This is a genomic window from Mesorhizobium sp. M2E.F.Ca.ET.209.01.1.1, assembly GCF_004010375.2.
GTDB lineage: Bacteria > Pseudomonadota > Alphaproteobacteria > Rhizobiales > Rhizobiaceae > Mesorhizobium.
Map to the genome: position 1 here is coordinate 1 of NZ_SADP02000622.1, position 340 is coordinate 340.

The following is a 340-nucleotide window of genomic DNA, read 5'->3' on the forward strand; positions in this document are numbered from 1 at the left end:
CTGTCTGTCCTCTATGCCGCAGATAATGATCGGCGATGGCGCAGGCAACCATGGCTTCGCCGATCGGCACGGCGCGAATGCCGACGCACGGATCGTGGCGGCCCTTGGTCATCACCTCGACATCCTTGCCATCCTTGTCGATGGATTTGCGCGGCGTCAGGATCGACGACGTCGGCTTGACGGCGAAGCGGGCGACAATCGCCTGTCCGGTCGAGATGCCGCCCAAGATGCCGCCGGCATTGTTGGACAGGAATACCGGCTTGCCGTCATTGCCCATGCGCATCTCGTCGGCGTTCTGTTCGCCGGTGATGCGAGCCGCCTCAAAACCGTTGCCGATCTC

Annotated in this window: 1 protein-coding gene; it reads right to left on the reverse strand. The window is 62.6% G+C overall.

The window, feature by feature from the left end:
- Window positions 1-340: chorismate synthase (locus EN852_RS37175; protein ID WP_135879788.1), on the reverse strand; the 340-nt coding region annotated here is incomplete at both ends.